Here is a 24,348-nt window from a genome sequence, read left to right as displayed (position 1 = left end):
GTCAGCAGGGCTGATAAAGGAGCGGTCGATCGTCAGCAGGGCTGATAAAGGAGCGGTCGATCTTCAGCACGCTGAGCGGGAATTTCATCAGGTAGCTCAGCGCCGAGTAGCCGGTTCCAAAATCATCAATGGCGATCTGGCAGCCCAGCGATTTCAACTGCTCAAATCGGTCGAGGTTATTCTGGTTGTCGTGTAGCAACAGGCTTTCGGTGATCTCGATCATTAGATGCTTCGGCTGTATCCCGGCGCAGCCAATGGCATCCTCCAGAGAAGCGTAGAAAGAATGGGCCTGGAACTGTCGGGTCGACACGTTGACGGACAGGTACAACTCGGGATCGAAGTCGCGGTGCCAGACGGCTAACTGACGGCAACTTTGCTGAAGACACCATTCACCGATCTCGATGATCCGTCCGGTCTCCTCGGCAACCGGGATGAAGTCGGCCGGCGATATCAACCGGCCCTGATCGTCTCTGAGTCTGAGTAAGGCTTCGATTCCCACCGTTTTTCCCTGAGCCAGACTGACGATGGGTTGGTAGTGGATCTCCAGCAGTTCATCATCGATGGCCCGGCGCAACAATGCTTCAATCTTCAGTCGCTGTTGAATCAGGCGGCTGTGCTCGGATGAGTAGGCCGAGAAGCGTGAACGGCCTTCGTTCTTGGCGCGATACATGGCCAGATCGGCATATTGCAGCAGCTCCGTTGGCGAGCGGCAGTCCTTCGGATAGACGGCAATGCCGATGGAGGCGGAGATAAAAGCGTTGCTCTCCGCCAGCGGGAAGGGCTCTTCCAGGTGCTTGATGATCCGTTCCGCCACATGCTCGGCGGAAAAACTCGGGTCGAGTTCTTTGATGATCACGGCAAACTCGTCGCCACCCAGCCGTGCGATCAGATCTTCCGTGCGCAGTGTGGCCTGAATACGCTCGGTTACCCGGCACAGCAACTGGTCTCCGACCTGGTGTCCGTAGGTGTCGTTGATGACTTTGAAGTGATCCAGATCGATAAACAGCAGGGCGAAGGGTTTTTGCGACTGCCGTCTGTCGTAGGTGAGCTGTTCCAGGTAAGACTGGAAATGGTAGCGGTTGGCGATACCGGATAGGTGGTCGGTATTGGCCTGGTGCTCCAGCTTGCGGCGAGCCTGATTCAGGCTGGTAACGTCGGTCATCACCGCCAGCGCGCCCGGGAAGGATTCTTGTGCGCTCAGCGTCGCGTCCATCAGCACTTCAACCCGCTGGCCTTGGCCATTGATAATGCTCAGCGGCTGCTCGGCAATACTCTGGGTTTCCCATAAGCGGATCAGCAGCTGATCGATCACTTGCGGCTGGTGCTCGCTATCCAGCAACCGACTCAGGTTGCTGCCGACAACTTCGGCTCGCTGGAACCCCAGTTGCTGCAGAAAATACTCACTGGTGTCCTGAATAACCCCTTCTCGATTGAAACTGAACAGCAGCGACGGTGTGGCGTGGTAGAGCAGTTGAAGCCGCTCTTTGGCCTGAATGGTCCTGTTATGATGGCTTTCCAGGCTGCTTTGCATCTCATTGAAGGCGGTGCCGATCACGCCCAGCTCATCGTGGGTGGTGGTGTTCACCGAGTAAAGGAACCGCTCTGTTTACTGTGTTCAATTGCTTCGATCAGCGCCTGTAACGGTGCATCCATCAGGCGGGAGAACAGCAGCCAGATTCCTGCCGCCAGCGCGGCGATCACCAGCAAAATGGAAAAAACGCCGGAAAGGATAAATTGCGCTTTATCGTCTTCCAGCGATTGGTAGCCCAGGACAATTTTGAGCTCGCCGACCCTCTGCTTGATGTGGGCGTTGCTGTAGCTGATCGGGTAGGCGTACTCTCCGGAAACCACTTGGGTCATCGCCTGTTCGGAGGCGAACTTGTCCGCGACGGCGTTGCCGCTCTCGTCGAGGATGCTGATTCGGAGAATATCCGTATCGAGCAGCATGGTTTCCAGAATGCCGTCGACCCGTTTGGTATTGAAATTCCATAGTGGGTCGGCCAGCAGGTCGGCATAGCTGCCCAGGGTTTGCTGCTTTTGCTGCAGTTTCTTATCGAACTGTTGCTCTGCGTTGTAGAGCATCAGGCCAACGGTCAACGTCAAGGCCAGCGCGGCTGCCGGAATCAAGATCAGCAGCAGTTTCAGCTTTAAGGAAGGGAGTCGACTAAGCATTGCGAATCAAGATCAATGGGGTTTGATGTGCAAGAACACATTCCGCAGCGAGAAGTCGTAGTCGCCGTAACCCTGTGACGGCTTGAGGCTGAAACCACGGAAATCGATCTTATCCCAATTCTCGTCTCCCAGATTCTGTGCATACATGTTCAATGTTGTTGCGATCGATACTCTGCATCTGAAAATCGACCCTTCCCAGCGGGGCGGGCTCACTCTCAAGGCGTCGTTGATGGTAGTCATTCAGCACGACCATGGACCAGGCGCCTGCCAGAAAATGGCCACCGTCGGTCAGCAGCATCTCGCCGTTACGAACCATCTCCAACCCCTGGGCGGACCAGTTGAGTCCCACCAGACAGACGTCGCTGCCGGGCGTTAGGTTGTTTGCTTTCAGGGCATCCCTGGCGCCCATGGCAATGGGGTCATTGGCGGCCCAGATGCCTTTGGGTTGAATCCCGTTGTTGGTTGCCCAGTTCAGATAACGACTGGTCAGCTCGGTGGCCTCCTGTTGGTTCCAGTTGGCATACAAGAAACGATCAAGCTTGATTTCGGGCTGTTGCTCAACAACCGACATCGCGCCTCGATTTCGATCGATCGAGGCTGGCGTCAGCTGGTCACCGCCCAACGCCAGCATATGGTGGGGGCTCGGGTTGTCGTTGGCTTTGGCGCATTGAAGCAGCGCCTGCATCATCCGACGACCGGCACCTTGGTTATCGGGGATAACGGCGCCCAGCAGGTTGGGGTTGTCGGGCTTGGGGTAACCCACCTTGTCGCGCTGCGTCGGCAGGAAGTCATTCAACAGCATCAGAGTTTTGGTCTTGCTGCCTTTGCTGGACAGAAAAATGGTCTCGGCAGCCTGCTCCTCGTTAACCAAGATCAGGTAGTCCGGCGGGTTGCTACGGGAGGTAATCTGTTGGCCGATCTCGACCATTTTGATCCGGTTGCGTTGTGCGTACAGAACTTCGAGTTTGATATCCAGGTCGTTGGCTGCGGCTTGCATGGTCTCGGTTACCATGTCCCAAAACCGCTCACCCTGCTTGCCCGGGTTGAGAAAGGTAACGTCCATAGCCTGGATTGGCGTCGAAACAACGTAGAGGCTGACGGCTAGCGATAGGAGGGTTTTATTCATGGCCACTTCACCTTGACGACAAGCTTAACTGACAAGATTGAGGTTGTTTTACCAGCTAAGCGGCGCAACAACAATTGTCGTTAGTGGTTATCCGAGTTAATCCTGGCTCAGATTCGATCGTTGCCAAGACGCTAAGTTTTCTTCTAACAGCTGCAGGGCTCTGCCGTCTTCCAGCAGCTCCCGGTAGCGGCGGTCCAGGTAAGGCAGCAGGTCACGGCAGGGTGACTGCCGACTGAAGCCGCTATGGATATAGCCTTCGTTAATGTTGTTGGCCAGTGCCCTAACTTTCTCTCCTTCGGGGTGGATATGAAGGTAGCTGGCGCCGGAATAGCGACTGTGAATAAAGTAGTCGATTCGCCCTGCAACCAGTTTCTTGAAGTTGATCTGCGGGGTGTCGGCCTCTTCCAGTGTCAGTTGCTGGTGGGCAAACTGATCGAATTTATGACCGTAACGATCACCGGCATTCTTTCCCCCCATTTTGTCCTTTAAGTCATCCCAGTTGTTAAATTCGAATGGACGGCTTCGCTCGACGAAAACCGCGAAGGGATTTGGAAGAATCGGAGCTTCGGTGAAATCCAGAAACTCCTGCCTGGCCGGTGTTTTCTTCAACGCCATCACCAGATCGACCTGGCCTTGCCGTGCGGCATGTAGCACGCGTTTCCAGGGGCCGGTATAACTGACGGAAAAGGGGATCCCCAACTCGGCAAAAATAAGTCGGTTGATCTCGATGCTGGCGCCGCGCATCTGTTGACCGTCAAACCAGTGGTACGGCGGGTAGTCAGGGTGGGCTGTCGCGACCACTCGGGTGCATTCCGTGGCCTGCGCCAGAGGGATCGGGAAGAGCAGGGCAGCAAGAATAAAACGGGCTGGCGGAAACAGCATGAGGGCAGGCCTGGTGAAGGAACTGCTGATAAGTGTATATGCGGAAGGTGGAATCTGCGAATTGGACTTATTTCGGATCGAAATTTAGACAGACTCCACTCAACAAGTGCTTGATTGATTAGTTGAAACGGGTGGTTGTAAAGCTGGGTCGTTGAGTCAGTGACTGGTGCCAGGCCGCCAGCTTGGGATAGCGGGCATAGGTATCGAGCTCCGGCAAGCGGAACAGCAGGTAGTCGATCGCCACGGCCACACCGATTTCGCCCAGGCTGATGGATGGGGTGGCGGCAAGCTGTTCGATCGAGAGTTCCAGTTGTGTCAGGGTCCGATCGATTGCATTCCAACGCCGTTCACTCAGCACCGAGTTGTTGGCAGCTTCATCGAGGTACTTGCGGGCGATTACTGCATTGAAAGACGCCTCCATCAATCCTTGTCCCAGACCGGCAAAGTGAAGCACCAGAGCTTTCCGGTCCTCGGGAATCAGAGGGTCGTGATCGATCAGGCTATCCAAGTAAGTTGCAATAAGTAAGGATTCACTCAGCGTGAGCCCATGATCAGTAACCAGTGCGGGAATGCGACCAGCCGGGTTGTGCTGCAGCATTTGGGGGTCGTCGTTCCAAGGATCGCACCAGCAGAGCTCGACCTTATCTTGCAGCCCTTTTTCCAACATCGCGATGCGTGCCATGCGAGCGTAAGGGGACGTTTTGTTCAGTAAGAGTTTCATCTTGAGTCTCCGGTTAGGTTTTTATCTGTAGCTATCTGTCGTTGTCGTGGTCTGGTGCTGAAACAAGCGGCTCAGTGTGATCAATACCGCGCCCCCGGCCAGCGCTGCGCTGCCGGCGTAGAACAGGTAGAAGTAGCTGCCCCAGGCGTCGTACAGGGCCGACATCGAGTAGCCGGATAGGGCCTGGGCGATCGCAAAGACCGCTGTTGCCAGCCCCCAGTAACGTTTGTGATCGGCGCTGCCGACCAGTTCGGCGATTCGCCCAGAAGTCAGTGCCACGATGCCGGGTACTAGAGCGCCGACGATAAAGGATGACAGGGTTCGGCTGACCAGGGCGATCGACAGCAGCGGCAACAGCACCGCAACGGCTTTGACACTGAAGGCCAGTACCAGACCCTTGTGCCAACCACAGCGTTGTACGACCCAGCCGGCGATCAGCGGGCCGCAGACGGCGCCAAGACCAAAAGCCGCCCATTGAAGTGAGGCCGCTTCGGTGCCAAGGGCTCGCTCGCGAGCCAGATAATCCACCCAGAAAACAGTGTGGGGAACGAAACCCACGGCATCTAGCGCGTAGGCGGCCATCACACAGAGCAACACCCAACCGAGCGGGTTAGTCTCCGTCGTCGTAACTGCCGTCGGCTGATTCAGCGATGCCGGCTTGGCAGCTTCCAGCCGGATCAGGCTGCGATCGCCGATCAGGCCGGCCGCCAGCGCCAGGCTTCCCAGCGCCAGCCAGGTGGCAGACAGGCTGAACTGCATCAGCAGTGGCACCAGCGAGGCGGACAGCAACGCGCCGAGGCCGATACCGGTGAAGACCAGCGCACCGACCCCTGCACGTCGGGTCGGTGGCGTTGCGGCCAGGGCGGTCGCCGGTCCGACCACCATCAGGATGGCACCGGTGATGCCGGCAATCAGTCGCCAGCAGAAAAACCACTCGAAGCTCGATGGTTGAGCACAGAGGATGAAGCTCAGTGCGATGGCTGCAAAGCAGAGTCCCATCAGTCGCCGTAACGGCAGCCGTTCGGACAGACGGTGAGCTGACAGGGCGCCGATCAGGTAGCCCAACAGGTTAGCCGCACCCAGATAGACGGCCTGGGTATCTTCAAACCAGCCCTGCTTAACCAGCTCCGGCAGCAGTGGGGTATAGGCGAAGCGGGCGACTCCGATACCGGCTAGCGTCGCGGTCATACCGACCAGCAGGGCAGGCAGTTCCTGTTTTCTCACCATCGGTTCGGATCTCCTTGGTCGGTAGCTCAGCCGCTTTGTTGCTTCAAAAGCTGTTAGCGGTTGGGGCTCTGTGTGCTCGTTGAGTCGATCATAAAGTGAAGTTATTGTTCATTAGAAATGATTTAAAGTGATCCTATGAATCTGTTCTAATGATGTTGTGCTGGAGTTTTGAGGGGAGGTGAAGAGGTCACCATGCAGTTAAAGTCACTACAGCTGTTTATGGATGTGGTCGACACCGGCAGTTTCGTGGCCGCGGCTGAGCGCCGTCACACGGTGCAGTCGAATGTGACCGCTCATATCAAGAAGCTTGAACAGGAGCTGGGAGCTCAGCTGTTCGATCGTAAGGGCGGGGCGCGGGTCACTTCTGCTGGCCGAACCCTGGCCGATTACGCCCGCCCGATGTTGCAGGCCCACGATGATGTCGTGGGTCTGTTCCAGGGGGATAAAGGCCGTTCGAGTCGGTTGCGCTTGGGTGCGATGGAAACCACCACCGCCGTGCGCTTGCCGCCGATCCTGGCCAGCTATCACCGGCGCTTTCCCGAGGTGGATCTGACGGTACAGACCGGTCCGACCGCCGAGTTGATCGCCAGGTTTCTCGATGGGGATCTGGATGGAATCTTCGTTGCCGGCCAGCCCGAGCACGGTCGTTTTCATCTGATCAAGGCGTTCAGTGAGCGGTTGGTGTTGGTCGGCCCCAAGCCGATGACCCGTCAGCCCAATGCGGAACAGCTGCTGGAATCGACCTTCCTGGCGTTTCGGCAGGGTTGTAGTTACCGCCAACGGGTCGAGCTCTTTTTGTCTTCAGTTGGGGTCAGTGCGACCCGGATGTTCGAATTCGGCAGTATCGATGGCATGTTGGGTTGCGTGGCGGCCGGGATGGGCTACACGCTGATGCCGCTCTCCACCGTTGAGGCCTACCGGCAGCGCTTCGAGATCGACTATCTGGCATTACCGGCGCAGATCGGCGAGTTGGACACCTACTTTGCCACCGCTTCACCGGATAGCTGGACGCCGTCGCTGTCGCGCTTTATCGAGACCTTCGAAGCCGAGTCGGCATAACCGTTGGAAAGTCGCTAGGTTTTGCTTGCCGGGTACTCGGCCACCAGCTGTCCCAGTCGCTTGAGGGCATCCTGGCGCTGCTCGGTCCACGGGAAGGCAAAGCTGATCCGCAACGCATTACGGTAGCGCTCCTGGGCGGTAAACAGGCGCCCTGGGGTCAGGATGATGCCCTGCTGCAGGGAGCGGCCGTACAGTTCCAGGGTGTCGATAGGCTCGGGTAACTCGACCCAGAGCGCCAGTCCGCCTTCGGGGCGGCTGCAGCTTTGCATCGAGGGTAGGTCGCGGCCGAGCATCTCCAATAACTGCTGATACTGCTGGCGCAGTTTCTGACGCTGGACCCGCAGGTGGCGATCGAAGCTGCCCTCTTGTAGAAAATCCACCAGTCCGCGTTGTTGGGCCTGACAGCTGGCCAGGCTGGTGACCAGCTTGAGCTGCTTTACTCGCTCCCGGTAGCGGCCGGGGGCGATCCAGCCGACCCGAAGATCCCGCGACAAGCTTTTAGACACCGAGGAGCACAGCAGAACCCGGCCGCTGTTGTCGTAGCTGTGCAGGGTGCGAGGGCGCTGTTCATTGAACGAGAGTTCGCCGTAGATATCATCTTCGATAATCGGCAGGTCACGGCTCTGGGTCAGTTCCAGAATCCGCTGTTTGTTGGCCTCGGGCATGCTGGCCCCGGTGGGGGTGCTGTAACTGGGTGAGACCACCAGCGCTTTGATATCCCAGTGCTGCAGCGACAGCTCCAATGCATCCGGGCTGAGCCCGGTTTCCGGCGAGCTGGGAAGCTCCAGCGCTTTGAGTCCCAGGGCTTCAAACAACTGGAACACGCCGTAAAATCCGGGCGATTCGACCGCCACCACATCACCGTGCTGGGTGGTGGCCATTAGTGCCAGCAACAGCGCGTGCTGGCAGCCAGCGGTGATGATGATCTCGTCGGCACTCAGGTGACTGGCTCCGGCCAGCAGTCGGTTGGCGATCTGACTGCGAAGCTCATACAACCCGGCCGGCTCATCGTAATTATTCTGTTCCCGGGTGGTTTGCTTGCGTTGGGCTCGGGCCAGGCAGCGGCGCAGTGATTCCTTACCGATCTCACTCTTTTGATGGCCAATCAGGTCGAAGGCGGCGCCACGCTCCATGATATCCACCAGCACCTGACCGCTGGTGACCGGTAACGGGGTGGACTCAGGCTTACTGGTCAGCGGCTTGGTAATCGGCAAGGTGTCGGAGGTCTGCACACCATTAACGTAGTAGCCCGACCGGGGCCGGGCGCTGATCAATCCGTCGGCTTCGAGGCGGTCATAGGCGGTCAGTACGGTCGATTTGGACAGGCCGCGTTGCTGACTCAAGGTTCGAATCGACGGCATTTTTGAGCCCACTGGGCGACGCTCGGTGCGGATCTCTTCGGTGAGTTCACGAACCAGCTGGCGGTACAGAAAATCGCTCATAGGTACAGATTCTAAAAAATCACAGGTGCAGATTTTAATCGTAGCACGCTGAGCCTGTGAAATTGAATAAATCTGAATCTGTAACCATTTTTGACTCTCCCATACCCTGTACACATTACCAGACAGGCCTTTTCTGTCGCTGACGGGGTATTGAAACGATGTATCAGTATGACGACTACGACCGCCAGGTCGTTCAGGATCGTGTACAGCAGTTCAAGGGGCAGATGAGCCGGTTTCTGAATGGCGAGATCGCCGAAGACACCTTCTTGCCGCTGCGATTGCAAAACGGCCTCTATCTGCAAAAGCATGCGCCGATGCTGCGGGTGGCGGTGCCGTACGGGGTGTTGGCTTCAAATCAACTGCGCAAGCTGGCGCAGATCGCCAAGACTTATGACCGTGGCTACTGTCATGTCACCACGCGACAGAATCTACAGTTCAACTGGGTGCAGATGGAGCAGGTGCCGGAGATTCTGGAGCAGTTGCTTGAGGTCGAGATGCATGCGATTCAGACCAGCGGTAACTGTATCCGCAACACCACCAGCGATCCGTTGGCCGGGGTGGCGCAGGATGAGGTCGCCGATCCGCGTCCCTACTGCGAGATTATCCGCCAGTGGTCGACCCTGCACCCGGAGTTCGCCTTTCTACCGCGAAAATTCAAGATCGCCGTGATCGGCGCTCATGAAGATCGAGCGGCCATTCAGCTGCACGATATCGGCTTGCGATTGGTTGAACAGCCCGGTGTCGAGGGAATTGGCCCTTCCGGCGTGAAACCCTTGGGCTTTGAGGTCTGGGTCGGCGGCGGGTTGGGGCGTACGCCGATGCTGGGCTCGCGGATTCGAAGCTTCCTGCCCCAGGCCGAACTGCTGGCCTATCTGAAAGCGATTCTGCGGGTCTACAACCGCCACGGCCGCCGGGACAACAAGTACAAGGCGCGGATCAAAATCCTGGTCAAGGCGCTGGGCATTGAGCGCTTCAAGGAGCAGGTGGAGGATGAGTTCAAATCCTCCAGCCGCAGCGATCATCTGCTCAAGCCCGACGAGCTGGCCTACGCGCGCTCGTTCTTCAGCGCCCCCAACTATCCGCTGATCGATCCGTTGGAGGGCGAAGCCCTGCTTGCTGAACAGCGACAACAGCATCCGGGTTTCGAGCAGTGGCTGACCCATAACGTTCACGCCCACAAGGTAGCGGGCTATGCGGCGGTTACCCTGTCGTTGAAAGCGGTGGGGCGCGCTCCCGGTGATATCCATTACCGACAGTTGGAGGCGGTGGCTGCGCTGGCGGAACGCTTCGGCTTTGCCGAGGTTCGTACCGCTCAACAACAGAACATGATTCTGCCGGATGTTAAGAAGTCGGATCTGTTTGCGCTTTGGCAGGCGCTCGAAAGCGAGCAGCTGGCGACACCGACCCAGGGAACCGCCGCGGATCTGGTCTGCTGCCCCGGAGCCGATTTCTGCAACCTCGCCAGTGCCCGCTCGTTGCCGATCAGCGCGGCGATTCAGCAGCGGCTGGTCGATCTGGACAAGCTATATCAGCTGGGTGAGCTGTCGTTACGGATCTCCGGCTGCATCAACGCCTGCGCCCATCACCATATCGCCGATATCGGCATCCTCGGATTGGAAAAGTCCGGCCGAGAGTTTTATCAGATCACCCTGGGCGGCCAGTCCGGCAACCATTCGAAAATCGGCAAGGTGCTGGGTCCGGCGCTGGCAGCTGAGGCGGTCGATGGGGCGATCGATCAAATTTTTTCCGTGTATCTACAACTGCGCTTGAGCGCCCAGGAATCTTTCGCCGAGCTGTTCGCTCGCTTGGGTGTGGCGCCGTTTAAGGAGGCTGTGTATGCCCAGGATCATTAAAGACGGAGGGATCGTCGATGATTCCGCTCGGATCATCGAGATGGATGAGGACACCTTAATTCCGCCAACAGCGCAGCAATTGGTCTTTCTGCCGTTGTCACGCTGGCTGGCCATGCAGGCCAGTGTGGAGATGCCGGAAGGAAAAAAGCTAGTGGGGGTCTGGTTTGACGGTGAGGCGGATATCGCGGCATTGATTGACCACCTGGATCGCTTGCCGGCCATCGCAATCCGGTTCAACAGCTTTCAGGACGGCACCGGCTTTTCCCTCGGCGCGCTATTGCGCGAGAGCCATGGTTACGGCGGAGAGTTGCGTGCCTTCGGTCAATTGATCGCCGACCAGGCGCCGCAGCTTCGCCGTTGTGGCTTCAACGCCATCGCCCTGCAACCGGGGGAGTCGCTGGAGACGGCGATGTCGATGCTGGAGGGGATGAATCTGAGCTACCAAGGCTCAATCTACAGCCCCCGTACGCCGTTTAAGTTTCGTTTCCCTAGCGCTAGTAACAGCGTTAACAAAATCTGAGGTTTCCGTATATGAACAATCTAGACCTGGTTGCGGTGTTATCGATTCTGTCCGTGGTCGGATCCGCACTGCTGTTGATCGTGGTTGGGTTCAAAATCCGGGCTCAAATTTTCTCCGGTGACCGTTCGGTTGCCGACTCAAAGGAGAAGCGCCATGAAAAACGCTGATTCACTGATCGATGTGGCTCAGATCGACAGCACCCAAATCGATGATATCTACGCCGAAGTTGGCCAGTGGCACGTCAATGTCGGCGAGCAGAAAATCCACCCCAAGCGGATGCCCGGGCGTTGGCGCTCGGTCAAATGGTGGACCAGCAGTGTCTGGCTGCTGTTTTTTCTAGGGCCGTACCTGCGCTGGGGCGATAGGCAGGCGGTGCTGTTTGATCTGCCGGCACAGAAGTTTTATCTGTTCGGGCTTACTGTCCTGGTTCAGGATCTGTGGATCCTGGCGATGATCCTGCTGTTCTTCGCCATCCTGTTGGCGGTGGTGACCGCCTTGGCGGGACGGGTGTTTTGCGGTTACTTCTGTTTTCAGACGGTCTGGACCGACGTGTTCGTGTTGATCGAAGAGTGGCTTGAGGGCAAGCCCCGTCAGCGCCAACAGCTGGACGAAGCCCCCTGGAGTTTGGCCAAACTGCGAATCAAGGCGATCAAGCATGGGCTCTGGTTATTGATCGGTCTGTTGACCGGGGTGAGCTTCGTGGCCTGGTTTATGGATGCAGGCGAGCTGTGGCGGGGCATGTTGGCGTTGTCGCTACCGTTGGAAGCCTCTATCACCATCGGTGCCTTCGTGTTCGGCACCTACAGCCTGGCCGGTTTTATGCGCGAACAGACCTGTATGTGGCTGTGTCCCTACTCCCGAATCCAGGGGGTGATGGTGGATCAGGATACGGTGCTGCCGGCTTACGATGCGGTGCGCGGTGAGTCCCGTGGTCGACGTAAGAAAGGCCAGCCGGATGATCACCTGGGGGACTGTATCGATTGCAACCTCTGTGTGGCGGTCTGCCCGACCGGAATCGATATCCGTGACGGTCAGCAGCAGGGCTGTATCACCTGTGGTCTTTGTATCGATGCCTGCGATTCGGTGATGGAAAAGATCGGTCGACCCAAAGGATTGGTCCGTTACGATTCGTTGAACGGCCTGCTGGGCAAAACCCAGGCGCGCTGGTTCAAACGCCCCAGGGTCTGGGTCTACTTCGGCATTCTGGCGTTTTCGGTGGTCGGTGGTGCCTGGGGACTGGCAACGCTGGACGGATTGGAGCTGAAGGTGATCCACCATCGCCAGCCGATGTTCGTGATGCAGAGTGATGGTTCAATCCAGAACCGCTACCAACTGAAACTGCTGAACAAGACCGATCAGCCGTTGCAGGCCAGTATTAACGTTTCCGGCGCGCCGGGATTGAAAGCCGTGGGCGTTTCCAAACCGGTGCTGCTGGCTCCGTCAGGCATTACCGCCCACGAAGTCTTTGTGCGGATTCCGGCTAAATGGCTGGACAGCGACAGCCTGCAGATCGACTTCAGCGTTTCAACGCCGCTCGAAGGAATCAATGCGACGCGTAAGGCGGTCTTTATCGGGCCGGCGCCCAGCGGTGGCTCTTAAGCGTTGGTGCTAAGCAGCAAGCTTTGCGTCTTTGCGTCGGTATCGCTACCGTCGCAGAGACGACTTCACTTGCCGCTTCAGCGATCACTTAATTACCGCCGAAATCAATAAGCGGGCCGCCTGCTTGGCTTTCAGGGCCGCGTTTTTATCACCCTGTACATGGGCCTGGCTAATGGCCCCTTCTTTCAACAGACACAGGCTTTGGCTGATCTGTTGAGCCTGCGTTGACGAATTAACCAGAGGCATCAGCTGCGATTCGATCAGTGCCGCGACCCGTTGTTTATGTCGGGCACATTGTTGATGGATCGGGTGATCGAGATCACCGTACTCGCCGCTGACATTGATAAAGAAACAGCCATGGAACGGCATCAGGGCGCTGACCCGATCGTTGAACCAATCATCCAGCGCGTCAAAGAGCGTCTCGACCTTCTCTAAACCGGACTTGGCCATCGCAAATCGGGATTCGAGCCAGGACAGAAAACGCTGGTCCCGATAATCGACCACGGCGGCGATCAGTGCCTCCTTGCTGTCGAAATGGTGGTAAAGGGTTTTCTTGGCTACTCCGGATTCGGCCAGGACTTCGTTGATCCCGACCGCATGAACACCCTTGCAGTAGAACAGCGCAAAGGCTGTCTCGATCAGTTGCATTCGTTTGGCGGACATGGCGCTTCCCATCAGTTTGATAGAAAAGAATGTTGACAAAGGTAGACCGTATTGTCTACTTTTGTCTTTAAGTAGACAGATTGGTCTACTTGTTTGGGCTGTTATGGGGTTATTTATGTTGCGATCTGAGCGGGAACCGGGGCTTGCACCGGCGAGTAGTTGGCGTGACCGGCTGGTAGGAGATAAAACTGCGCTACCTCCCAGGGCGGCGACCGGTCAGATTTTGCTGGCGGGGTCGGGTGGTTTCGTAATGATGCTGGTGCTGGCGGGATTGGCAGAGAGTCTTGGTCTGGCGCTGGTGTTGGGGTCGTTTGGGGCTTCCTGTGTGCTGGTCTTCGGCTTTCCCGATGCGCCTTTTTCACAACCTCGAAACATCGTGGTGGGGCATTTTCTCAGTTCGTTGATCGGACTGGTTTGCTTGATGTTGTTTGGTCCGCAGGTATGGTCGCTGGGGTTGGCGGTCGGTCTGGCGATTGCGCTGATGATGTTGACCCGAACGGTACACCCGCCGGCCGGCTCCAATCCGGTTATCGTGTTCTTGATGTTGCCGGGATGGGAGTTTCTGCTGCTGCCGACCTTAGCCGGGGCTGTGCTGATCGTTGCGGTGGCGTTGGTATACAACAGCCTGTGTCGGGGCTTGAACTACCCGAAGTACTGGTAACTTCTGCGATCGCGATTTTCTGCGGTGGCCCGATATCTGGAGCGCTCTAACATCGCTGCTCACCGAGTGATCATGTATAATCCCGCCATCCTTACCCCTGGCTACTGCCGGGGGTACTTTTTCTTTGTGTACTTACTTATCTACCTACGTGCGTTACGTGCGTGCGTACGTATTGTTGAGATCGACCATGTCAGACGCTTCAGTCGCCGCAGAAGTTGCGGCTCGCAGGACCTTTGCCATCATTTCCCACCCGGATGCGGGTAAGACGACCATTACCGAAAAACTGCTGCTGTTGGGGCAGTTGATCCAAAAGGCCGGTACGGTAAAGGGACGCAAGAGTGATCGGCATGCGACCTCCGACTGGATGTCGATGGAGCAGCAGCGTGGAATCTCGATCACCTCCTCGGTAATGCAGTTTCCCTACAAGGATCGGGTGGTCAACCTGTTGGACACGCCGGGGCACGAAGACTTCTCGGAAGACACCTACCGGACCTTGACTGCGGTCGACTCGGCCCTGATGGTGGTCGATGGCGCCAAGGGGGTTGAGGATCGAACCATCAAGTTGATGGATGTTTGTCGTCTTCGAGATACCCCGATCTTCTCCTTTGTGAACAAGATGGACCGCGATATTCGTGATCCGATCGAGCTGCTTGACGAGATCGAAGAGGTACTGAAGATCGAAGCGGCACCGATCACCTGGCCAATCGGTATGGGTAAGGATTTTCAAGGCGTCTACAACCTCTATACCGATACCCTGATCAAATTCGATCAAGGCAAAAATAATGTCCTCCATGAGGATGAGCAGATTCAGGGTTTGGAGTCTGACGAGGCCAAGGCGTTCCTCGGTGACATCTATGACGATTTCTGCGACGAGATTGAGCTGGTCCGTGGCGCTAGCCACGAATATGACCAGCAGGCGTTCCTGAATGGGACTTTGACCCCTGTCTTCTTTGGTACTGCGCTGGCTAATTTCGGCGTGCGACAGATGCTCGACGACTTTGTTGAGTGGGCACCGGCACCCTCGGAGCGCGCTACCGAATCCCGTGAAGTCGTAGCGGACGAAGCCAAATTCTCCGGTTTTATCTTCAAGATCCAGGCAAATATGGATCCCAAACACCGGGACCGGATCGCCTTTATGCGGATCTGTTCGGGTAGCTACCGCCAGGGGATGAAGATGCGTCATTGTCGGATCGGCAAAGATGTCAAAATCGCCGATGCAGTAACCTTCCTGGCCGGTGACCGCTCCAATGTCGAGCAGGCCTGGTCCGGCGATATTATCGGTCTACACAACCACGGCACGATCCAGATCGGTGATACTTTCACCGAAGGGGAGGTGCTGAAGTACACCGGCATCCCGCACTTCGCCCCGGAGATGTTTAAAGCGGTTCGGCCGAAAGACCCGCTGAAGATGAAGCAGCTGCAAAAGGGCCTGCAGCAACTCTCGGAAGAGGGTGCGGTCCAACTGTTTATGCCGCTGAAGAACAACAACCTGATTCTGGGTGCGGTGGGTCAGCTGCAGTTCGAAGTGGTCGTATTCCGGCTTAAGGATGAGTACAAGGTGGACTGTGTCTACGAGCCGATCTCGGTCCAGACCGCCCGTTGGGTCGAATGCGATGACGATAAGATGCTGGAGGAGTTCCGCCGTAAAGGGCACGACAATCTGGCTATCGATGGCGGTGGCTTGTTGACCTATCTGGCGCCGACCCGAGTCAACCTGAGCCTGACCGAAGAGCGCTGGCCGGATATTCGTTTCCGAGCAACGCGGGAACACTGATAGGGCTTTGTGGCGGAGCGAGAACCTTCAGCTGCAACGCCGGCTGTCAGTTTATCGGAATGCTCTGTTACTTTAGCGTCAATTTTTTTTACGGAAAAACTAAACGGCTGTTTGGTTGTTTTTTAAGCTATTGACTCTAAAGAAAGTTATAAGGTTGGCCGATATTGTGCATGATGGAGAAATGTAACCAAGGAAGGTCAGTTCAATCACCCGGTGTAAGCGTAGATGGACGCGTTTCACCAGTAGTAGCGCGTCGGCGTGGGTATAAATCCCAGGAGGAGAACCTTGTACATTCCAAAGTCGTTGTATGAGGCCTTGCCCTATCTCTATATTGCTATCGGTGTAGCCCTGTTCATGCTGCTCGATAGTCCATTTATCTATGTCTCCGCTGCCTGTTTATATGGCGCAGGTGCGTTGGTTTGGGTGACGCGTTCATCCTACCGCCGCAAGAACTCGCGTCATCAAGTGGAGAATCGCAAGAATCGATTGCTGTTTCCCGAAAGGCTGTATGAATACCTGCCGTTTATCTATATGGCTGTTGGGGTTGTCATCCTGACTCATATCCCTGGCCTCTATGGCGCGATCCCTGGAGCAGTGCTCTGTCTGGCAGGTGCGCTGGTATGGATGATTCGGGCCATTTACCGCAATCATCCGGTGGCTGCGAGCTAAGGTTTCGGCACTCTCTCCGTTTCTATTCGCATCGCCGTCTCGGATCTGTTGCGGCCCTAAATGATATGTAATCGCTTAGTGGAATCGGCTTGGTGAGAATCGGCACTAAGCCGTTATTGAATATCTTCAAGCAATACACCCATTCTCCGGATTTTTTTTCAGTTCAACTCTGCGCCCTGGTGCCGCTAGCCTGTTGTGGGGATTTGTGTGCTCAGAGCACGATAAAGTGATCCCTGATAGCGGTAAGGTTGGAGTTGATTATGAATATTCTCGGTATATCGGAAGCTTTGGGCGGCAACCTGTCACCGCGGGAGGGCGTTGGATCGTCTTCCTCGTTTGGGCAGCCTTCGGCGAATAGAGGGGCCACTGCATTGGCCCCTGTTGAAACGGTTACTCCCGCTAATCGTTCTGAAGCCCTCAGTCTTCGTTCCGAGTCGGTGTCTTTTCAGGCGCGCCAACAGCAATCGCTCAGTCTAAGTCTGACCACCCGAGACGGTGATGTTGTTGAGCTGGAGATTTTTTCAGCCCAGAGTCTGAAGTATCGGTCCGACAGTGCCCGGTTAGAATCGGCTGGCGGGCAGATTGAGCAGCACCAATTACAGCTGGAAAGTCGAACCCGGCAAGTACTGGATTTTCGTATTCAAGGGGAGCTGGATGCCCAGGAGCTGGAAGATGTGCAGCGACTGATGGAGCAGGTAGGCCAGTTGGCCGGACAGTTTTTTGAACAGCAACCTCAGCAGAGCCTGGAGCAGCTAAAAGAGCTGGGCCTGGATGCCGGAGAGGTTGTCAGCCTGTCACTGGAGATGAGTCGCACTGAACAATATCAGTATCGCCATAAGGCCGCCCAGAGCTATCAGCAGGTTGCTGGACCGGAGTCGATAGACCATGGCTTGCAATCCTATGTTGCCGGTTTGGCGAACGCACTGGAGCTGTCAGAGGTTTTTGAAGATTCGATGGATTCTCTGCTGCAGTTGATGCAGCAAGCGGTGCGTCAGCTGGGGCAGTTCTCCTCGGATGCTCTCACCGATTCGGCCATAGATACGCAATTGGAACAGGCCGCTCAGTTGAACCAGAAGTTGCTCGCCGCTGTTGTCGAGCAAGCTGACTCGGAGCAGACCGAGGAGGTCGTTTGAGCTTTCCCTTATCGAGCTTAGGCTCCATTGCCCTGATTGGATGAACTCTGATTGATACGTTTTCGATTTTGCGACAGTCACTGCCATTTGGATTTCAGTGTTTTTGATCCAAAGCGAAGGGCGATTATGCGGCAGGCGGTTGAGGCCGGGGTCGAAGTGATCGTTGTCCCCGGAGTGCGTGCCGACGACTGGGACAAGCTGCTGCAGCTTTGCCGGCAGCATCAGCAGCTGACAACAGAGGCTCCCCGATTGCTACCGGCTTTGGGGTTGCATCCCTGCTTTGTATCCGATCACCAACAGCAGCATTTGATTCGATTGGAAGAGCTATTGCGGCAGCAGTTGCCGATTGCGCTGGGGGAATTGGGTCTGGACTTCTGGTCACCGAGTGCTGAGCCTGAGCGCCAGTTCGAATTGCTACAACAACAGCTGGAAATCGCCCATGCGTATCGACTGCCGGTGCTGCTGCACGCACGAAAATGCCATGATCAGTTAATTCAACTGCTGCGTCGCATGCGCTTTGAACAGGGTGGGATCGTTCACGCTTTTTCCGGCAGTCGGCAGCAGGCGGAACAGTATCTGGCGCTGGGTTTCAAATTGGGGATCGGGGGCGCGGTGACCTATCCCAGAGCCCAGCGTTTGCGGCGAACCGTCAAGGAGCTTGGCGCGGAAGCCTGGGTGTTGGAAACCGACGCCCCCGATATGCCGCTGTGTGGCAAGCAGGGGCAGGTTAATCGACCTGATTATCTTCCGGATGTTTTCCAGGTGATGGTGGAGCTGTTGCAGCAGCCGGGTGAAACCTTGGCGCAACAGTTCTGGAGTAACACCTTGGCGGTGTTGCCGGGATTGAAGGCTTAGTCCGGCGGCTTGTTATCCGCCGCCGGATGGATCTGTTCGCTGATCAGTTTTCTTCGAGATAACGCAATCTGTACTCGTTATCCAGAATTCTCCAGGCTTCCAGCGTGATGGGGGCGATCGACAGCTGATATTGGCTGTCGCTGAGTTGTTTGACCTGATAGCTGCCGTTGGGGGGGCTGAGCAGTAGGTTGGCCAAGTCGCTGGGCGTCTGTAGTCTTGACCAGTCCCAGGGGTCCCCGTCCCAATGCCGTAATAGCTTGTTACGTTGGGCGTTGGCTGCAATCAGGGAGAGCGACTGGCAGGACGCTGCATTGTTCAAGCAGAGCACCTGAGCATCGATATCCAGTATCAAACTGCCGCTGGGTACCTTCGGTAGCTTAATGCTACAGGCGCTAAGAACGACCAGGCTTAGTGCAATCAAACCGATGCGGGGCAATAATTTCACGCTGCTCTCCTTGCAGGTAGGGTTTAGCACATATCGTCGAATGGGTTTTCCAGCTCAAGGTCGACCGGCTGCTCATAGCCTGGGATGGATATCTGGCTGCCATCGATCTGAAGGTCTTCACCCTCCAGTACATTATGACCAAATAGGTAGGTGGGCTTGCTAAGGCCGGCGCAGGCTTCCTGGTCATATTCCGCAGCATTTTGCCGAACCTCTTCGGCGCGCTCCCGGTAGGCATCGAGAGCCTTCTTGCCGTGTCGGCGCTCCAGCAGTTTCTCGGTGATATGGGGGGCCAGTACCGCGGCGCTGGCATTGTTGCCGCCGAAACCCTTCGAGTTCAGTAAGACGCTGTCCATGCCCTGCGGGCCGACCTCAAGATGCTGTTGCTCAAATCGCAGATTGCTGTCGTACACATCATCGGCCACCTGATCCATGGTTGCGATACCCGGGATGTAGCCATAGCGCCAGGCGCCCAACGATAGCGTCAGCTGATCGGCGCCGGCGGTTCCCTGTGAGTGACCGACGTAGCATTTCAACGCACTGACAGGCCAGTTGGGTATATTGAAGGCCTTGGCAGTCTGGTTGAGGACATGGGATTCGGTGACCCGGTTTTGTGGGGTGCTGGTGCCGTGGGCCTGAACATAGCTGCGATAGCGCAGTGATTCTTCGCCCAGCATTGAGCGGATCAGGGCCGCCGATTTGGCCAGCGTGATGTAGTTGCCGACACCCGGGGCAGAAATGGATTTTTTGTATCCGTCGGCATTGACGAAAACATCGGGAACCGAGCCGAAGATCTGAGCCCCCATCTCCAGTGCCAGGCTGTCGCTGCAAAGCACCACAAACTGCGATGATTCGCCCATGGTGAAACCGCAGTTGTTGGCAAACGGACGCGAGGTGCGGCGCAGATCTTCATCACTGAGCTGCTGCTTGTCGTCCAAGGCTAACAGGGCCTTCTCTTCGGCCAGCGCGCCCATGGCGCGGAATCCTTCGATGATCTCCTCGGTGATCGGTGCGTCACTGGCGCCAACCAGGACCAACTGCCGACGACCGCTTCGGATATCTTCGACAGCGGTTCGAAGGTTGTAGAGAAAAGAGGCGCAGGCCCCAAGGGAAGAGCCGGTGGCACCCAGGTTGCCGAGCAGATAGGCGTTGACGAAATCGGCCGGCATCTGGCCGTAACCCAGCGGCATCTGTTTCGATGTGGTGCGCTTGCCGATAGACGGCGATTTCAGCAGGCCGCCAAAACCACAATCATCCAGTTGGCCGATGGAGTTGCCGGCATAGACGGCGATCTGATCCGGCGCCAGGCGGGCGCGGATCTGCTCCCAATCGATACCCATGCTGTTGATCGCATCAGAAGCGCTATAGATGCTCATCTGCAGATTGCGAGGATGGTTGCGGGATTGGTACAGAGTGCCGGGTTTGAACCCGGTGGGCAGTTGGCCCGCCGCCCGCACGGAGGAGCGCTTGCTGTCCGGTAAGATCGTATCCAGTGGCTCGTCGATCTCAACCTGAATCAGTCCGTCGTCAAGCTCGGTCAGCTTCCAGTCATTGGGTAGCTGATTCGGCAGTTGCCGCTTGCGTAGATAAAAACTGCGGCGATCGGCGGGCAGCTCAAGCTTGGCCGCACGATTGAAGGTGACCTTGTCGATATCGTACCAGTCAGGATGAATTCGACGGATTAAGGTGTTGTTCAGCAGATAAGGCCTAAAACGGTCTGAAAGCCGCGCAGGATCGACAGCCACACCGTCTCGATCAAGCAGTTGCCCGTCATGGTTTTGGACCTCACCCATCAGGGTGGCCAGTCCGAGCAGGGTCGATTGCAGATCCGATTCTGGCAGCTTGTCCAGAATCAGGCGTCGATAGGCGTGATCGAAGGATGAACGTCCGGCGGCGTTGATGCCTCCGTAGCCGATGATGACGGGTAGGTTGGACAACAAAGAATCCTCAAAGACGGGCTGGATCGGATGAACTGCCTGCATTTTATAAGTAGAGTTAAGCGGATACTAGGGTTATTACCACAGAATGGCTAGGTCAGATGACAGCGAGCGGGAACTGGACCCGCAAATCGAGGTCATCAATGGCTCACAACAGGCCGAGACTCGAAACGGGAGCATTAGAGTGAAGAAAAAGATTTTGGTTGCCTCAATGATGGTGGCGTTGGCATCAGGTTGCCAGACCATCGATCCTTACACCGGTGAACAGAAAGTGGGCAATACCACCAAGGGCGCCGGTATCGGTGCGGTTGCCGGGGCGGTGCTGGGTGCGGCTGTCAGCAGCAAAGGTGACCGGAAGAAGGGAGTTCTGACCGGGGCGCTGGTCGGCGGCGCGGTGGGTGGCGGCATTGGCTACTACATGGATCAGCAGGAAGCATTGCTACGTCAGGAGTTGCAGGGCACCGGTGTGCAGGTGGAGCGTCGTGGTGATGAAATCCGGCTGATCATGCCCGGTAACATTACCTTCGCTACCGGTTCGGATATGCTGGAAAGCAGTTTCCTGCCGGTATTGAACTCGGTTGCCAAGGTGCTGAAGAAGTTCGATCAAACACTGCTGCAGATCGATGGTTACACGGACAGCCAGGGCGGTTTTGAATACAACCAGCAGCTGTCGGAGCGTCGCGCTTACAGCGTGCAGTCCTACCTGGCCGGGGTTGGGGTGGCCAGCCTTCGACTGCAGAGCCGGGGGTGGGGGGAGCGATATCCGATTGCCGACAACGCCACAGCCCAAGGGCGGGCACAAAACCGTCGGGTAGAGTTGAATATTCGGGGTAATGCCGGCTGATAGCTTGCGGCCATAGAAAAAGATAGGGCCTTATGACATCCCGTCACAGGCCCTGTCTTCAGCGTTCCTTGCTGGCACACTTTTCCTTGTGTCATTGATGAACGTGCGACGATCCTTCGTCGTTGGCGAATCCTTTCACCTCTCGCGTTCGACGTTGATCTTATCCCATGAAAAAAATATGGAAATAGGAAAAATTCCTATTTTTCACGGGTGCGGTATTTTCAGGTCCTGATGCACTCTGCATCGCTGTGCTATGATGCGCTCTGTTTTTTCGCTAGCCGTGTGGGAGACTGATTAGGATGTACAGCGAAACCGATATCAACCGTCTGCGCTGGCACTGCCGTCGCGGTATGCTCGAACTGGATGTTCTGCTGATCCCTTTCCTCCAGGATAGATTTCGTAGCCTGGCACTGGAAGATCAACAGCGTTTTGAGAAGTTGATTGAATGCGAAGATCAGGACATTTTCAGCTGGGTGATGCGTAATGCAGAGCCTGAAGATGCTGATCTTAAGCGTATTGTTGAGCTGATTTTGGAAAGTGTTCCAACCTGATCGGCTGGAGTTTAAACCATCAAATGCACTGGTCGGGATGATCAGTGCGGTACACCTTATTGCGGCGCTGGCCTTGCTATTGGCCGATCTCTCGGTGCTGCTGATCCCCATTCTATTGCTGCCGTTGGTTCTTTCCTGGATGCAATCGCTGCGTCGGTACGCCTGGTTGTCCCATGGCGACAGTCCGCTCTATCTGCGCTGGGATAAAAACGGCTGGTATGCGGCACTTCGGGCAAAACCGGAGCTGGAGTTTCAAGTGCTTCCCGACGACGGCTGTCGCTTATGGGCCGGCTGGAACCTGCTTTGCTTTCGTCCGGTCGACTCCACATTGGGGGCCGGCTTTACCCAGCTGGTGCCGTCGAGAGGCGAAAGTAGCCGGGCTATTCGTCGACTGCGGGTGCTATTGAGGCTGCGCGGCTCCAGTCATAGTTGACCGGAGTCAGGATGGTGTCCCGCTGATCCGGTAGTTGGTTAGGGTAGTTCAGGGTGTAATGCAGCCCACGACTTTCTTTGCGTTTCATGGCTGAGCGAATGATCAGCTCGGCGACCACCGCCAAGTTACGTAGCTCCAGCAGGTCCTTGCTGACCTTGTAATTACTGTAATAATCCAGAATCTCCTGTTGCAGCAGCATAACCCGATTCAAGGCTCGCTGCAGGCGCTTCTTGGTTCGAACAATTCCGACGTAGTCCCACATAAAGCGGCGCAGTTCATCCCAGTTGTGGGCGATCACCACATCTTCATCGGAATCGGTGACCTGGCTTTCATCCCAGAATGGGGCTCCGGGAAGTTCGCTGGAGAAGTCCAGTTTATTGCGGATATCGGCTGCCGCTGAGGTGCCGTAGACGACACACTCCAGCAGCGAGTTGCTGGCCAGGCGGTTGGCGCCGTGCAGGCCGGTGAAAGCCGTCTCGCCGATGGCGTACAGGCCGGGAATATCGGTCTGGCCCAGATGATTGGTAATCACTCCACCACAGGTGTAATGGGCTGCAGGTACCACCGGGATCGGGTCTTCGGTGATGTCGATGCCGAATTCTAAGCACTTGGCGTAGATGGTCGGGAAATGACTGCGGATGAATTCGCTTGGCTTGTGTGAAATGTCGAGATAGAGACAGTCACAGCCCAATCGTTTCATCTCGTGGTCGATTGCACGAGCGACGATGTCGCGGGGTGCCAGTTCCAGCCGCGAATCGTATCGGTGCATAAACCTTGAACCGTCCGGCAGCAACAGGTGGCCGCCTTCGCCGCGAACGGCTTCGGTAATCAGGAATGACTTGGCCTGGGGGTGGTACAGGCAGGTCGGGTGGAACTGATTGAATTCCAGGTTGGCGACCCGGCAACCGGCGCGCCAGGCCATCGCGATGCCGTCGCCGGAGGAACCGTCCGGATTGCTGGTATAGAGGTAGGCTTTGCTGGCACCGCCGGTGGCCAGCACTACGAACGGGGCCAGCATCGTGACGACGTGACCGCTTTTCTGATCAAGCACGTAGGCGCCGATGCAGCGGTTGTCCGCCAGTTTCATCTTATGCCGGGTGATCAGGTCGATGGCGATCGCCTGCGGCATCAAGGTGATATTGCTGTGAGCGCGAGCACGCTGCAGCAGTGTCTCGAGGACGGCCTTTCCGGTGGCGTCGTCGGCGTGAACAATCCGTCGGTGACTGTGACCGCCCTCTTTGGTGAGGTGCAGGTTGTTGCTGCTTTTTTCTCGGGTAAAAGGGACGCCCTGATCAACCAGCCAGTCGATGCTTTGCTTGCCGTGTTTGACGGTGAAGTTGACGGCGTCCTTATGGCTGAGGTGGGCGCCGGCTACCAGGGTGTCCTGGCAGTGCTCCCGGCTGGAGTCCTGCTCATCGTAGACGGCGGCGATGCCACCCTGGGCCTGATAGGTGGAGCCGGAGGTCAGCGATCCTTTGCTGAGCACGGCGACGCGTGCGTCATCGGCCAGTTGCAGCGCCAGGGTTAGGCCGGCTGCGCCGCTACCGACCACCAGTACGTCAAAATGCAGTTCTTTGCTCATTGGTTCTTCGTGTCCAGATCTGCCAGGCCCGGCTTTATGCCTAGAAAAAGGGGGCTAATATAGCAAACCGAAAAAATGCTGGCATCCATTTGGAACTAACCGTAGAGCTTGTGTTCCTACTCAGTAGCTGCCCCGGCAGGTGAGTGCGGAGGGGCCTGGTGGCTCAGTTGTATTAGCGCTGGGTAAAAGGTAGGTTAGCCGGA

Annotated in this window: 24 protein-coding genes; 13 read left to right on the top strand and 11 right to left on the bottom strand. The window is 56.6% G+C overall.

Annotated elements, in window-relative coordinates; translation table 11 throughout:
- Position 1: 1 nt before the first annotated feature.
- The 6 genes from ACO05M_RS17180 to ACO05M_RS17155 form a co-directional block, all read right to left on the bottom strand.
- Positions 2-1,585 (bottom strand): putative bifunctional diguanylate cyclase/phosphodiesterase, encoded by a 1,584-nt coding sequence (locus ACO05M_RS17180; protein WP_421865724.1) that lies wholly within the window; start codon positions 1,583-1,585, stop codon positions 2-4.
- Positions 1,582-2,172: a hypothetical protein gene (locus tag ACO05M_RS17175; RefSeq protein WP_421865721.1), complete on the bottom strand. Its 591-nt coding sequence runs from the start codon at positions 2,170-2,172 to the stop codon at positions 1,582-1,584. The genes ACO05M_RS17180 and ACO05M_RS17175 overlap by 4 nt, the downstream gene beginning before the upstream one ends.
- A gap of 109 nt (positions 2,173-2,281) precedes the next feature.
- Entirely contained in the window at positions 2,282-3,298 is a 1,017-nt protein-coding gene (locus ACO05M_RS17170) for an ABC transporter substrate-binding protein (protein WP_421865718.1), read from the bottom strand.
- Positions 3,299-3,394: 96 nt separating this feature from the next.
- Positions 3,395-4,180, bottom strand: a complete 786-nt coding sequence (locus tag ACO05M_RS17165) for a substrate-binding periplasmic protein (RefSeq protein ID WP_421865715.1) — start codon at positions 4,178-4,180, stop codon at positions 3,395-3,397.
- 118 nt (positions 4,181-4,298) lie between these two features.
- Positions 4,299-4,901 carry a glutathione S-transferase gene (locus ACO05M_RS17160; RefSeq protein WP_421865713.1) on the bottom strand — a complete coding sequence of 201 codons (603 nt, stop codon included), beginning with the start codon at positions 4,899-4,901 and terminating at the stop codon, positions 4,299-4,301.
- A gap of 21 nt (positions 4,902-4,922) precedes the next feature.
- Positions 4,923-6,128 (bottom strand): YbfB/YjiJ family MFS transporter, encoded by a 1,206-nt coding sequence (locus ACO05M_RS17155; RefSeq protein ID WP_421865710.1) that lies wholly within the window; start codon positions 6,126-6,128, stop codon positions 4,923-4,925.
- A gap of 192 nt (positions 6,129-6,320) precedes the next feature.
- Between ACO05M_RS17155 and ACO05M_RS17150 the strand changes: the two genes are divergently transcribed.
- A complete protein-coding gene (locus tag ACO05M_RS17150; protein ID WP_421865707.1) occupies positions 6,321-7,187 on the top strand; it encodes a LysR family transcriptional regulator in 867 nt (288 codons plus the stop codon).
- Positions 7,188-7,201: 14 nt separating this feature from the next.
- Here ACO05M_RS17150 and ACO05M_RS17145 read toward each other — a convergent pair whose 3' ends face one another.
- Positions 7,202-8,629 carry a PLP-dependent aminotransferase family protein gene (locus ACO05M_RS17145; protein ID WP_421865705.1) on the bottom strand — a complete coding sequence of 476 codons (1,428 nt, stop codon included), beginning with the start codon at positions 8,627-8,629 and terminating at the stop codon, positions 7,202-7,204.
- A gap of 158 nt (positions 8,630-8,787) precedes the next feature.
- On the opposite strand from ACO05M_RS17145, the gene ACO05M_RS17140 reads away from it, so the two are divergent.
- From ACO05M_RS17140 to ccoG, 4 genes are read left to right on the top strand one after another with little or no spacing between them, the layout of a single operon-like run.
- A complete protein-coding gene (locus tag ACO05M_RS17140) occupies positions 8,788-10,482 on the top strand; it encodes a nitrite/sulfite reductase (RefSeq protein ID WP_421865703.1) in 1,695 nt (564 codons plus the stop codon).
- Positions 10,466-11,002 carry a DUF934 domain-containing protein gene (locus ACO05M_RS17135; RefSeq protein ID WP_421865701.1) on the top strand — a complete coding sequence of 179 codons (537 nt, stop codon included), beginning with the start codon at positions 10,466-10,468 and terminating at the stop codon, positions 11,000-11,002. The genes ACO05M_RS17140 and ACO05M_RS17135 overlap by 17 nt, the downstream gene beginning before the upstream one ends.
- An 11-nt stretch (positions 11,003-11,013) precedes the next feature.
- Complete coding sequence (locus ACO05M_RS17130; protein ID WP_421865698.1) at positions 11,014-11,169, top strand: hypothetical protein; 156 nt, start codon at positions 11,014-11,016, stop codon at positions 11,167-11,169.
- Positions 11,156-12,601 carry a cytochrome c oxidase accessory protein CcoG gene (gene ccoG / locus ACO05M_RS17125; RefSeq protein ID WP_421865695.1) on the top strand — a complete coding sequence of 482 codons (1,446 nt, stop codon included), beginning with the start codon at positions 11,156-11,158 and terminating at the stop codon, positions 12,599-12,601. The genes ACO05M_RS17130 and ccoG overlap by 14 nt, the downstream gene beginning before the upstream one ends.
- An 84-nt stretch (positions 12,602-12,685) precedes the next feature.
- Here ccoG and ACO05M_RS17120 read toward each other — a convergent pair whose 3' ends face one another.
- On the bottom strand, positions 12,686-13,264 hold the full coding sequence (locus tag ACO05M_RS17120) for a TetR/AcrR family transcriptional regulator (RefSeq protein ID WP_421865692.1): 579 nt from the start codon (positions 13,262-13,264) through the stop codon (positions 12,686-12,688).
- Between the two features lie 115 nt (positions 13,265-13,379).
- Between ACO05M_RS17120 and ACO05M_RS17115 the strand changes: the two genes are divergently transcribed.
- From ACO05M_RS17115 to ACO05M_RS17095, 5 genes are all read left to right on the top strand, one after another.
- Positions 13,380-13,925: an HPP family protein gene (locus ACO05M_RS17115; protein ID WP_421865689.1), complete on the top strand. Its 546-nt coding sequence runs from the start codon at positions 13,380-13,382 to the stop codon at positions 13,923-13,925.
- A 187-nt stretch (positions 13,926-14,112) separates the two neighbouring features.
- A complete protein-coding gene (locus ACO05M_RS17110; protein WP_421865686.1) occupies positions 14,113-15,699 on the top strand; it encodes a peptide chain release factor 3 in 1,587 nt (528 codons plus the stop codon).
- A gap of 285 nt (positions 15,700-15,984) precedes the next feature.
- The gene (locus ACO05M_RS17105) at positions 15,985-16,368 is read left to right on the top strand and encodes a hypothetical protein (RefSeq protein WP_421865683.1); all 384 of its coding nucleotides are present in this window, start codon (positions 15,985-15,987) and stop codon (positions 16,366-16,368) included.
- 371 nt (positions 16,369-16,739) lie between these two features.
- Positions 16,740-17,501, top strand: a complete 762-nt coding sequence (locus ACO05M_RS17100; RefSeq protein WP_421865680.1) for a hypothetical protein — start codon at positions 16,740-16,742, stop codon at positions 17,499-17,501.
- A 51-nt stretch (positions 17,502-17,552) separates the two neighbouring features.
- On the top strand, positions 17,553-18,356 hold the full coding sequence (locus ACO05M_RS17095; protein WP_421865677.1) for a TatD family hydrolase: 804 nt from the start codon (positions 17,553-17,555) through the stop codon (positions 18,354-18,356).
- 43 nt (positions 18,357-18,399) lie between these two features.
- On the opposite strand, the gene ACO05M_RS17090 is transcribed toward ACO05M_RS17095, so the two are convergent.
- Both ACO05M_RS17090 and ACO05M_RS17085 read right to left on the bottom strand, forming a co-directional pair.
- Positions 18,400-18,801 carry a hypothetical protein gene (locus ACO05M_RS17090; protein WP_421865675.1) on the bottom strand — a complete coding sequence of 134 codons (402 nt, stop codon included), beginning with the start codon at positions 18,799-18,801 and terminating at the stop codon, positions 18,400-18,402.
- Positions 18,802-18,824: 23 nt separating this feature from the next.
- On the bottom strand, positions 18,825-20,735 hold the full coding sequence (locus tag ACO05M_RS17085) for a beta-ketoacyl synthase (protein WP_421865672.1): 1,911 nt from the start codon (positions 20,733-20,735) through the stop codon (positions 18,825-18,827).
- Positions 20,736-20,919: 184 nt separating this feature from the next.
- Here ACO05M_RS17085 and ACO05M_RS17080 point away from each other — a divergent pair, with 184 nt between their 5' ends.
- The 3 genes from ACO05M_RS17080 to ACO05M_RS17070 all read left to right on the top strand — a co-directional run bounded on the left by ACO05M_RS17080 (position 20,920) and on the right by ACO05M_RS17070 (position 22,563).
- Positions 20,920-21,579 carry an OmpA family protein gene (locus ACO05M_RS17080; protein WP_421865670.1) on the top strand — a complete coding sequence of 220 codons (660 nt, stop codon included), beginning with the start codon at positions 20,920-20,922 and terminating at the stop codon, positions 21,577-21,579.
- A gap of 299 nt (positions 21,580-21,878) precedes the next feature.
- Positions 21,879-22,130 carry a succinate dehydrogenase assembly factor 2 gene (locus tag ACO05M_RS17075; protein WP_421865668.1) on the top strand — a complete coding sequence of 84 codons (252 nt, stop codon included), beginning with the start codon at positions 21,879-21,881 and terminating at the stop codon, positions 22,128-22,130.
- Entirely contained in the window at positions 22,117-22,563 is a 447-nt protein-coding gene (locus ACO05M_RS17070; protein WP_421865665.1) for a hypothetical protein, read from the top strand. Before ACO05M_RS17075 ends, ACO05M_RS17070 begins: the two co-directional genes overlap by 14 nt.
- On the opposite strand, the gene nadB is transcribed toward ACO05M_RS17070, so the two are convergent.
- Positions 22,511-24,145 (bottom strand): L-aspartate oxidase, encoded by a 1,635-nt coding sequence (gene nadB / locus ACO05M_RS17065; protein WP_421865662.1) that lies wholly within the window; start codon positions 24,143-24,145, stop codon positions 22,511-22,513. The two genes, ACO05M_RS17070 and nadB, sit on opposite strands and share 53 nt — an antisense overlap.
- Between the last annotated feature and the right edge of the window lie 203 nt (positions 24,146-24,348).

The sequence above is a fragment of the Motiliproteus sp. genome, from assembly GCF_965230735.1.
Lineage (GTDB): Bacteria > Pseudomonadota > Gammaproteobacteria > Pseudomonadales > Balneatricaceae > Motiliproteus.
The sequence above is the reverse complement of the archived record's forward strand: the minus strand, read 5'-3'. Positions and strand labels throughout refer to the sequence as shown.

Bases quoted from the DNA above. Each gene is read 5' to 3' on its own strand.
- ACO05M_RS17175 (WP_421865721.1), bottom strand. From the start codon at position 2,172: ATGCTTAGTCGACTCCCTTCCTTAAAGCTGAAACTGCTGCTGATCTTG.
- ACO05M_RS17170 (WP_421865718.1), bottom strand. From the start codon at position 3,298: ATGAATAAAACCCTCCTATCGCTAGCCGTCAGCCTCTACGTTGTTTCG.
- ACO05M_RS17165 (WP_421865715.1), bottom strand. From the start codon at position 4,180: ATGCTGTTTCCGCCAGCCCGTTTTATTCTTGCTGCCCTGCTCTTCCCG.
- ACO05M_RS17160 (WP_421865713.1), bottom strand. From the start codon at position 4,901: ATGAAACTCTTACTGAACAAAACGTCCCCTTACGCTCGCATGGCACGC.
- ACO05M_RS17155 (WP_421865710.1), bottom strand. From the start codon at position 6,128: ATGGTGAGAAAACAGGAACTGCCTGCCCTGCTGGTCGGTATGACCGCG.
- ACO05M_RS17150 (WP_421865707.1), top strand. From the start codon at position 6,321: ATGCAGTTAAAGTCACTACAGCTGTTTATGGATGTGGTCGACACCGGC.
- ACO05M_RS17145 (WP_421865705.1), bottom strand. From the start codon at position 8,629: ATGAGCGATTTTCTGTACCGCCAGCTGGTTCGTGAACTCACCGAAGAG.
- ACO05M_RS17140 (WP_421865703.1), top strand. From the start codon at position 8,788: ATGTATCAGTATGACGACTACGACCGCCAGGTCGTTCAGGATCGTGTA.
- ACO05M_RS17135 (WP_421865701.1), top strand. From the start codon at position 10,466: ATGCCCAGGATCATTAAAGACGGAGGGATCGTCGATGATTCCGCTCGG.
- ACO05M_RS17130 (WP_421865698.1), top strand. From the start codon at position 11,014: ATGAACAATCTAGACCTGGTTGCGGTGTTATCGATTCTGTCCGTGGTC.
- ccoG (WP_421865695.1), top strand. From the start codon at position 11,156: ATGAAAAACGCTGATTCACTGATCGATGTGGCTCAGATCGACAGCACC.
- ACO05M_RS17120 (WP_421865692.1), bottom strand. From the start codon at position 13,264: ATGTCCGCCAAACGAATGCAACTGATCGAGACAGCCTTTGCGCTGTTC.
- ACO05M_RS17115 (WP_421865689.1), top strand. From the start codon at position 13,380: ATGTTGCGATCTGAGCGGGAACCGGGGCTTGCACCGGCGAGTAGTTGG.
- ACO05M_RS17110 (WP_421865686.1), top strand. From the start codon at position 14,113: ATGTCAGACGCTTCAGTCGCCGCAGAAGTTGCGGCTCGCAGGACCTTT.
- ACO05M_RS17075 (WP_421865668.1), top strand. From the start codon at position 21,879: ATGTACAGCGAAACCGATATCAACCGTCTGCGCTGGCACTGCCGTCGC.
- nadB (WP_421865662.1), bottom strand. From the start codon at position 24,145: ATGAGCAAAGAACTGCATTTTGACGTACTGGTGGTCGGTAGCGGCGCA.